Origin of the sequence: Isoptericola maris (assembly GCF_048065335.1) — a bacterium.
Lineage (GTDB): Bacteria > Actinomycetota > Actinomycetes > Actinomycetales > Cellulomonadaceae > Isoptericola > Isoptericola rhizosphaerae.
This window is the reverse complement of record NZ_JBLUNY010000019.1, coordinates 4,067-13,916: the sequence shown is the minus strand read 5'-3', so window position 1 is coordinate 13,916 and position 9,850 is coordinate 4,067. Positions and strand designations below refer to the sequence as shown.

Below are 9,850 nucleotides of genomic sequence, written 5' to 3'. Positions count from 1 at the left end.
TTCCGGGTCCACCGGCGCGCCGTGTAGTTCTCGCCGTCGTGGACGACGACGTCACCCGCGGTGAAGATCCGCGACGGTGTCCACACCGCGACACCCTCGGCGGTCTCGGCGATCTCCTGCCACGAGCCGTAGACGTTCGCCCCCGGCTCGTCGCCCCGGGTCCACCACGTCGCCTCGAACACCGACCCCTCGAACGACACCCGGTCACCCGCGGTGTACACCGACTCCGCGTCCCACACCGGGAACTCCGGCGGGCACTCCTCACCCGAGTCACCCTTCGTCCACGTCCACGACTCCGGGTTCTTCGTCGACGACGGCTTGTCGCTCAGGACGTAACCCTCCAGCGGAGTCGCCACCACCTTCACCCCACCGTCGTTCTTACGGGTCTCGACGTACTCCACACCCTCGACGACCGGCAACGGCGCACCCGTGACGTTCCCCGGACCACACTCGTCCGTCCAGGTCGGACGCTCCGGCGTCACCTCGACCAGCTCGTCCTCGGCCTGGGCGAACTCCCACCAGTCGGCCTCGAACAGGTCTTCACCGGTGGGGCCGTGGTAGCTCAGGTAGACGTCGTGCACGCCGACAGCACCGTCGAGTGTGGCGCTGACCTCGCTCCACTCCCCCACGGTCCCGTCCACTGCGACGGTCCCGACGAGCGGGCCGTCCTGCGAGTCGAGGCGGACCTCGATCTTCGCGCCCTGGACGAGCGGTCGGACCCGGGCCCCGATCTGCGCGGCCCCGTTCTCACCGAAGTCGACCGACGACAGGGCCGACCAGTCGCCGTCGTCGATGTCCTCGACCATCAGGTTGGGCGCGCCGGCACCGAACTCGGCGGAGGCGTCCGTGATCTCCACCGTCGCCAGTCCCTGCTGCCACCCGAAGGTCTCGGCCTCGACGACACGATACGGGTCGAAGTCCTTGACCTGCTCCGCACCGGCATAGTCGCCCACCACCTGCTGGATTGTCCCGTCCTCGTTGAAAGACAGCTCCTGGATGTGCGGGCTGCGGTACCCCTGGGTCGTGCTGCCGTTGATCCGCTTGTTCAGCGTCGGCGCGTGGTAGGTCATGTAGTACGAACCGTCCAGCTCGAAGACCGACTGGTGGTTGTTGCCACCGGTACCGGCGCCGAAGAACTCGGACTGGTTCGGGAACAGCACGCCCTCGTAGGTCTCCTTGGGGAACACCGTCGGGTCGTCGGAGATCATGTAGCCGATCTGACCTCCGCCGGGGTACCCCGGCTCGGGTGTCTGCGAGCCTCCGAAGTCCGGTCCGCCGAAGTGCGATGAGTACGTCAGGTAGTAGAGCCCGTCGCGCTCGAACACGTGCGCCGCCTCGAAGGCGACCGGAGCGTCGACGACTTCGGCCGTGCCCTCGGTGGAAACCATGTCGTCACCGAGACCGATGACCCGGAGGTTCTTCGGGTTGTTGTACTTCTCCGCGTCTGGCATGTCCGCCGGCGGCGGGCCGCCGCCGAAGTACAGGTACGGCGTGCCGTCGACATCGACGAACGGCGCCGGGTCGAACTTCCAGGCGACGTCCTCGGCACCGGGCGTGGACCCGCCGATGAGCAGACTGTCACGGTCGCTCGTCCAGGGGCCCAGGGGCGAATCACCCGTGATGACGTTGCTGGAGCCGCCGCCGTTGGCGTAGTAGAGGAAGTACTTCTCCTCGCCGTCGACAACCTTCTTCGCCATGCCCGGGGCCCAGGAGTTGTTGGTGAACGGAGCGATGCCGTCCGGACCGGCGACCTGGATCTCACCGTGGTCGGTCCAGTTGACCAGGTCCTCCGACGAGATCACGGTCAGCTGGTTGATGTCGCCGTAGTTGATTCCCGGCGAGATGCCGGTCTCCGGGTCGGGCGCATAGCCCTGGGTGTCGTTCGTCAGGTACAGGTAGACCCGGCCGTCGTCGACGAACCCAAAGGCGTCGGCGCCGAACTTGTGCGAGATGAGCGGGTTGTGCTCACCGGGCTTCTTGCCGACCACCTCGATCGTCGTCGACGGCGGCGGAGGGGGTTCGGCCCCCACGAGGGACACGTCGTCGAGGACGAAGTCCATGAGATGGGTGGCCGGGTCGGCCGCCGGGTCCGCCGTCCATGGCGTCTCGAAGAACAGCCGGGCCGTGGTGACGTCCTGCGTCTCGGGGATCGTGAACGACCCCTCGAGCGTGGCCCACTCGCCGTTCGTCGCAACCGTGTCCACAAGGTTCTCGTACGTGGACCCGCCGTAGTGCATGGTGGCGAAGAACTGCTTCGTGGCGGGCGACGCCGCGTCGTCGTACTTGATGCGCGCGCTGAGCTCGTACGTCTCACCTGCCTGCACGACCCCGCTCAGGTCCTGCAGCGGGCCCGAACCGGTGGTGGCCCGATCGGTCGTGAGCGCCGCGGCGGCGCCGGAGTGGGCGTCGGCGGTCGTGGCCAGCACGGCCGAGTCTGTCGAGTTGCCGTCGTTGACGAACCAACCCGTCGTCCCGTCCTCGAACCCGCCATTGGCGACGAGCTCCTCGTCCGCAGCGAAAGACGGTGTGCTGACGAACGCTGCACTCAGTAGCGCGGCCGTCGCGACTCCGGCCGCGGTCGCGCGAAGGCGTCCCCGCCTCGGTCTGTGCAATACCATCTGCTCCTCCTTGAGTTCGTTCCTGGTTTCTGCAACGCTCCGGCGAGACCGTGCACGGACGATGCCGTCCACGTGATCGCCGCAGCACCGTGGAGAAGAGGTCGGCTCCACCCACTCGTGAGCCAACGGCCGATCGCCTTCGCACGGCGTCTTGAGGTCAGTCGGTGGTCGCCTCCCACGGGCCCCACGCGGACCACGCCGGCTCCTGATTCCGGGTCCACCGGCGCGCCGTGTAGTTCTCGCCGTCGTGGACGACGACGTCACCCGCGGTGAAGATCCGCGACGGTGTCCACACCGCGACACCCTCGGCGGTCTCGGCGATCTCCTGCCACGAGCCGTAGACGTTCGCCCCCGGCTCGTCGCCCCGCGTCCACCACGTCGCCTCGAACACCGCGCCGTCGAACGTCACCCGGTCCCCCGCGGAGTACACCGCCGAGGCGTCCCACACCGGATACTCCGGCGGGCACTCCTCACCCGAGTCACCCTTCGTCCACGTCCACGACTCCGGGTTCTTCGTCGACGACGGCTTGTCGCTCAGGACGTACCCCTCCACCGGAGTGGCCACGACCTGCACCCCACCGTCGTTCTTCCTCGTCTCGACATACTCCACCCCCTCGACGACCGGCAACGGCGCACCCGTGACATTGCCCGGACCACACTCATCGACCCAGGTCGGACGCACCGGCGTCACCTCGACGAGTTCAGCAACCCGCGGCACGAGTGCAGCCACGGCCACGGCAAGCTCCCGCGCGGGCGCGTCGACCTGGTTCTGCGTGGACGGTGCCGTGGTGGACCGTGCCGTGTCGAGAGCGTCGGAGAGCCGTGCCCACGACTTCGGGGTGTAGTCCTCCTCGTCGAGTGCGGTGGCTTCCTCGACCAGCGCGTCCAGGCTCGAGCGGTCGACCTCGGAGCCCAGCGTGCTGCTGAGCAGGAAGTGGTCGAAGTCGACGACTCCACCGGTGCGCTCCGTGGCGTAGTTGAAGAGACCGAACCGGTAGCCCATGAAGTGCGACAGGCTCCAGTCCATGACCAGGGGACCCTGCGCAGGACCGAGCGGCTGCCAGTTCTGCCCGTCGAGACTCGCGGAGTACTGCACCCACAGCTGGCCCGGCGTGGCGGCGAAGTCGGCGTCCGCCTTGAGGTGGACGTCGGTGCTGTCGCCGAGGTCCACCGTCGTGCCGGGGACGAAGGACTCGACCTCGTCGCGGTCGATCTCCTCATCGAACGGCTGGAGCCGTGTGACGAGTCCGAGCGTGCGCTCGCCGTCGACCTGCTGGACGGCGGCATAGGCGAAGCTGCGCCCGTAGACCGCCAGTCCGGCGACGTCGCCGTCATGCATCCCGGAGACGTCCATCCGGGTCTCCGCCGACGACGTCGGTCCGAACGTACGCTGGCCCAAGACGTTGCGCGCCTCCTCGAGGTACGTCAGGTCGCGGCCGGGAGCCTTGGTGTACTCGGCCTGGCCGGTGACCACATGACCGTTGGTCAGCCGGAGCCACCCCTCCCGGTCGGTGAGCGTCCAGTAGCGGTTGTCCGGGTTGTGGTTCCACTGCCAGGCGAGGTCGAGGTCCGAACCGTTGTAGGAGACCTCGTCGGCCGTGGCGTGCTCGAGATCCGGCTGCCGGCCGACGACCGAGACGTCGTCCAGGAGGTACGAGACCGCCGACGTCTCCGGCTGCGGGTTGCCCCACGGTGTCTCGACCGCGATCTTGACGGTGCTCACGTCGGCGTCGCTCGGGATGGTGGCGGTGCCCTGAACCGTGGCCCACTCCCCCCGCGGAACGTCGTCGGCCACGAGCACCTCCACCCCGTCGCCCCAGTCCCCGACCAGGTGGAAACGCATGCTGTCGGGCCCGGCGTCGAACCGGACCCGCGCCGAGAGGTCGTAGGTGATGCCCGCCTGGATCGTGCCGTCGAGCTGCTGGTACGGGCCGGACCCGTTGAGCGTCCGGTCACCGACGCCCAACGCGGCGCTGCCCGACGCCGGGGACGCGGTCTCGCGGGTGAGCGTGGCGCCGTACTGCGCCGCCCACGGCTCCGTCGTGGCGTCCTCGAAGCCCGGATTCTCGACGAGCTCGATGCCGAGCAGGCCCTCGTCGTACGAGGGTGCGTCCGGGATCTGCCAGACCGTGTCGCTGAAGGCATGGTGCTCGGCGTCGTTGGCGAAGTCGTCCGAGGCGACGATGCTCTTGAGGCGCTCGCGGCGCAGCTCCTGCGGCGACAGCGTGATCGGCTTGTCGAAGACGTCGCCGACCTGCACGACGCCTTCGGCTCCGAAGGTGGGCCAACCGTCCTGCCAGGTGGCCGGGATGAGTGCCGGGATGCGTCCGAGCGGGTAGGTGTCCCGGAAGAACATGCCCCACCACTCGTAGCCCCCGTCGCCGTCCGGGACCTCGACCAGGCCGCCCTGGGCGAAACCGTCGGAGTCGAGCACCCGGCGCGCCTCGTACGGGTCGCTGCCGTCGGGGGTGGCGTAGCGTCCGAGCAGGTGCTCCGAACGGAACATCACCTCCTGGCGTCCCTGGCCGGGCGGCCAGGTGATGATCGCGATGTAGTACTCGCCGTCGATGTAGTGGACCTGGGCGCCCTCGAACAGCCCTCCGGCGAACGGTTCGTCGGCGTGGTCGCTCGCGCGGATGATGTCGGGGTACTCCTCGACGATCTGCGTCAGGTCGTCCGACAGCCGCACAGCGCTGGTGCCCCCGGAACCGTGGAAGATGTAGGGCGTCCCGCCGTCGGCGTCGTCGAAGAAGAGCGACGGGTCGTGCAGTGCCCGACCGAGGGCGACCCGGTCCCAGCTGCCGTCGTCGATGTCGTCGGTGCTGTAGAGGTAGGCGCCACCCAGATTGTTCGTGTTGAAGACGACGTAGAACCGACCGTCGTGGTAGCGCAGCGAGGACGCCCACTGGCCGTGTCCGTACCCGTTCTGCCCGTTGCGCAGGGACGAGACGTCGTCGACCCCCAGGCGGTCGTAGACGTAGTTGACGATCTCCCAGTTGACGAGGTCGTAGGACTTCATGATCGGTGCACCGGGACTCAGATGCATCGTCGTGCTGACCATGTAGTAGACGTCGCGGCCCTCGTCGTTCTCGGCGGCCGGGACGCGTGTCACGCTCACGTCCGGCACGTCGCTGTTCAGCAGCGGGATGCCGTACGTGCCGTCTCCGTTGTCCGTCGTCGTCAGGCCGAGGTCGTCCTCCGCCGGTTCCGTACCAGCGGCCGTGGCGAGCCCGGCCGTCAGTGCGGTCACGCACAGTCCGCCGAGCAGCGTCGTGCCGAGCCTCCGGGACGTCGTCGTCGATCTCACGGTCACTTCTCCTTCTCGTCGTTGAGCAAAGCTGGAACGTGCTTGGCCCCGTGCGCCAACATCTTTGTTAGCGCTCACATCTTGGTGTCTGGCACCTCCCTGGGTCGTCCGGACTGGCACCCGTCCCGCCGCACGGGCGGCGGGACGGGACGTCGGTCAGGTCTTGCGCAGGCTGAGCACCCGCTGGAGCACCACGAAGACCAGCAGCAGCACGCCGATGAAGATCTTGGTCCACCAGGAGCTGAGCGTGCCCTCGTAGGTGATGATCGTCTGGATCAGGCCCAGCACGAGCACACCCAGCACTGAACCGAGCACGAACCCGGTCCCCCCGGTCAGGAGGGTGCCGCCGATGACGACCGCCGCGATCGCGTCGAGCTCCATCGCCACGCCCGTCAGCGAGTACCCCGAGCGGGAGTACATCGCGAACAGCAGGCCCCCGAGGCCGGCGCACGTCCCGGAGATCACGTAGACGAGCACCTTGGTGCGGGCCACCGGCAGACCCATCAGCCGCGCCGACTGCTCGCTGCCGCCGATCGCGTAGACCGTGCGGCCGAACTGGGTGAAGTGCAGCAGGTAGAAGGCGATCCCGATGACGACCAGCGCGACGATCACGCTCGTCGTCATGCGCCACTGGCCGGCGATCCAGGTGTCCCAGCCCGCGATCGCCACGAACGTCTCGTCCGTGATCGGGATCGACTCCGGGGCGATGACGAAGCACAGTCCGCGCGCGAAGAACATGCCGGCCAGCGTGGCGATAAACGGTTGAACCTCGAACACATGGACCATCAGCCCGATCAGCAGACCGATGATCGACCCGATGAGCACCACGGCCGGCAGCACCACCGCCACCGGCACCCCGGCGTCGATGAGGTACGCGGCGCTCACCGCCGACAGCGCCAGCACCGCACCCACCGACAGGTCGATGCCGCCGGTGAGGATCACGAACGTCATGCCGACGGCGAGCACGATGAGGAACGAGTTGTTGATGAACAGGTTCGCCAGCACGCCGACCGAGAGGAAGTTGTCGTACCGCACGCCGCCGATCGCGAGGATCAGGGCGAGCACCACGAACGTGCCGACCACGGGCAGGTAGCGCCGGTCGATGCGCAGGCGCCGCGCGATGCGGGCCGGTCCGGAGCCGCCGGGCCGCGGGGCTCCCGGCCCGGAGCCCTCCACCGTGTGCTGGGGCGTCGTCGTCGCCATCAGGCGGCCACCTCCTCGGGCCGGGCCGCGCGCTGGCGGGCGCGCGCGGCGAGCTTGTCACGGACCCGCGGCGACTGCAGCAGGGTCACCGCGATCACCACCAGCGCCTTGAACAGCGGGGTGACCAGCGGGGAGATCCCCACGATCGTCACGGTCAGCGTCAGCGTGGTGATGATCAGCACGCCCACGAGCGTGCCCGACAACGAGAACTTGCCGCCCTGCAGGGACGTCCCGCCGATGACGACGGCGAGGATCGCGTCGAGCTCGATGAACAGGCCGGCGTTGTTGGCGTCCGCCGCCATGACGTTCGAGGCGAGGATCAGACCCGCGAGCCCGGAGAACAGCCCGGACAGCGCGAACACCGTCCAGACGATGGTGCGCGCCCGCACCCCCGCCAGCCGGCTCGCCGACGGGTTGATCCCGACCGCCTCGACCAGCATGCCCAGCGCCGAGCGCCGCGTGATGAGCGCGACGATCAGGTAGACGCCGTAGGCGATCAGCGCCGCGGCGGGCAGCCCGAGCCAGAAGCCCGCACCGAGCGTCTTGAACGGTGCGCTGGTGACGGTGGTGATCTGCCCCTCGGTGATGAGCATCGCCACGCCGCGACCGGCGGTCATGAGGATCAGCGTCGCGATGATCGGCTGGATGCCGACGACCGAGACGAGGAAGCCGTTCCAGATGCCGAGCACCAGGCACAGCCCCAGGGCGATCGCGATGGCGATGATCACGGTCGACACGGCCCCGGGGTCGGGCGCCGTGGCGATGAAGCTCAGCGACAGCGCACCGGCGATGGCGACGACGGCCCCCACCGAGAGGTCGATGCCCCGGGTCGCGATGACGAGCGTCATCCCCAACGACACCAGCAGCAGCGGGGCGGAGTTGCGCAGGATGTCGATCGGCGCGCCGAACAGGTGGCCGTCGAGGATCGACACGGACAGGAAGTCCGGGCTGAAGATCGTGTTGGCCACCAGCAGCGCGACCAGCGCGACGACCGGCCAGAACAGCGTGTGGTGGGTGAGGTTGCGCAGCCCGGTCGGGCCGGCGGGGCGGGTGCGTGATCCCGTCGTGGCAGGCATCAGTGCTCTCCTCCGCTCGCGATGAGTTCGACGACGTCGTCGACGCCGACGTCCTCGGAGTTGACGATCTCGGCGACCTTGCGCCGGTCCCGCATGACGCCGATGCGGTGGCTGAGGCGCAGGACCTCCTCCAGCTCGGCGGAGATGAAGACGACGGCCATGCCCTGCGAGGCGAGCTCGGCGACGAGCTTCTGGATCTCGGCCTTGGCCCCGACGTCGATGCCGCGGGTCGGCTCGTCGAGGATCAGCAGCTCGGGGGCCGTCGCGAGCCAGCGCGCGAGCAGCACCTTCTGCTGGTTGCCGCCCGACAGGTTGCGCAGCAGCGCGTCGGGGTTCGCGGGCCGCACGTTGAGCGCCGCCATGTACTTCTCGACGATCTCGTCGACCTGCCGGCGGGGCAGGCGGCGCATCCAGCCGCGGCCCGCCTGGAGCCCGAGCACGATGTTCTCCCGCACGGTCAGGTCGCCGACGACACCCTCGGACTTGCGGTCCTCCGAGGAGAACGCGATGCCCTGGGAGATCGCGGCACGCGGGTTGCGCAGGCGCGTGGGGACGTCCTTGATCCGGGTGGTCCCGCTGTCGGCACGGTCGGCACCCGACAGCAGCCGGGCCACCTCCGTGCGCCCCGAGCCGAGCAGTCCGGCCAGACCCACGACCTCGCCCGCGTAGACGTCGAGGTCGAACGGCCGGACGTCGCCCTTGCGGCCCAGCCCGACCGCCGACAGGTAGGGCGTGGCGCCCTGCTCGACGTCGACGGCGTGCTTGGTCGAGACCTGGAGGTCCTCCAGCACGTCCATCGACCGGCCGATCATGGTGGAGACGAGCTCGAGCCGGTCGAGCTCGTCGGTCCGGTACTCGCCGACCCGCTGCCCGTTGCGCAGCACCGTCATGCGGTCGGAGATCTCGTAGACCTGCTCGATGAAGTGCGACACGAACAGCACCGCGACGCCCTGGTCCCGCAGGCGCCGCACGACGGCGAAGAGCTGGGCGACCTCGTCGGCGTCGAGGCTCGACGTCGGCTCGTCGAGGATGAGGACCTTGGCGTCGACGACCATGGCGCGGCTGATCGCCACGAGCTGCTGGATCGCGATGGAGTGCGACCCGAGCGAGGACGCGGGGTCGATGTCCAGGCCCATCGTGGCCAGGTGCTCGGCCGCGGCACGGCGGGCGGCGCGCCAGTCGATCGCGCCCAGCCGCCGGGGCTCGTGCCCGAGCATGATGTTCTCCGCGACGGTGAGGTTCTCGCAGAGGTTGACCTCCTGGTACACCGTGGCGATCCCGGCGTCCTGGGCCTCGCCCGGTCCGGAGAAGCGGTGCTCGGCGCCGTCGACGACGATGCGTCCGGCGTCGATGCCGTAGACGCCGGTGAGCGCCTTGATGAGGGTGGACTTCCCGGCGCCGTTCTCACCCATCAGGGCGTGCACCTCACCGGGGAAGAGCCTGAAGTCGACCTGGTCGAGCGCCTTGACGCCCGGGAACTCGATGGAGATCCCGGACATCTCGACGACCGGCCGGTCCGCGCTCGGAGAGCTCGTCATCGTTGACCTTCCGTGGGTCGCGGCAGGGGGCCGGGCCGGCGCCCCTGCCGCGGGGCGCGGCCCCCCGGCCCGCGGGGGGCCCCCGGGGGGTGGGTCACGAAAGGCGGG

5 protein-coding genes are annotated in these 9,850 nt (G+C 69.2%); all 5 read right to left on the bottom strand.

Going from position 1 to position 9,850, the window contains the following annotated elements:
• A partial coding sequence (locus ACH5HR_RS16935) for a family 43 glycosylhydrolase (protein WP_416479021.1) occupies nucleotides 1–2,618 on the bottom strand: 2,618 nt, incomplete at its 3' end.
• 157 nt (nucleotides 2,619–2,775) lie between these two features.
• A complete protein-coding gene (locus ACH5HR_RS16930; RefSeq protein WP_416479019.1) occupies nucleotides 2,776–5,925 on the bottom strand; it encodes a beta-xylosidase family glycoside hydrolase in 3,150 nt (1,049 codons plus the stop codon).
• Nucleotides 5,926–6,081: 156 nt separating this feature from the next.
• Entirely contained in the window at nucleotides 6,082–7,128 is a 1,047-nt protein-coding gene (gene yjfF / locus ACH5HR_RS16925; protein WP_172152629.1) for a galactofuranose ABC transporter, permease protein YjfF, read from the bottom strand.
• Nucleotides 7,128–8,204: an ABC transporter permease gene (locus ACH5HR_RS16920; protein WP_416479017.1), complete on the bottom strand. Its 1,077-nt coding sequence runs from the start codon at nucleotides 8,202–8,204 to the stop codon at nucleotides 7,128–7,130. Before ACH5HR_RS16920 ends, yjfF begins: the two co-directional genes overlap by 1 nt.
• Nucleotides 8,204–9,742 carry a sugar ABC transporter ATP-binding protein gene (locus tag ACH5HR_RS16915; RefSeq protein WP_416479016.1) on the bottom strand — a complete coding sequence of 513 codons (1,539 nt, stop codon included), beginning with the start codon at nucleotides 9,740–9,742 and terminating at the stop codon, nucleotides 8,204–8,206. Before ACH5HR_RS16915 ends, ACH5HR_RS16920 begins: the two co-directional genes overlap by 1 nt.
• Between the last annotated feature and the right edge of the window lie 108 nt (nucleotides 9,743–9,850).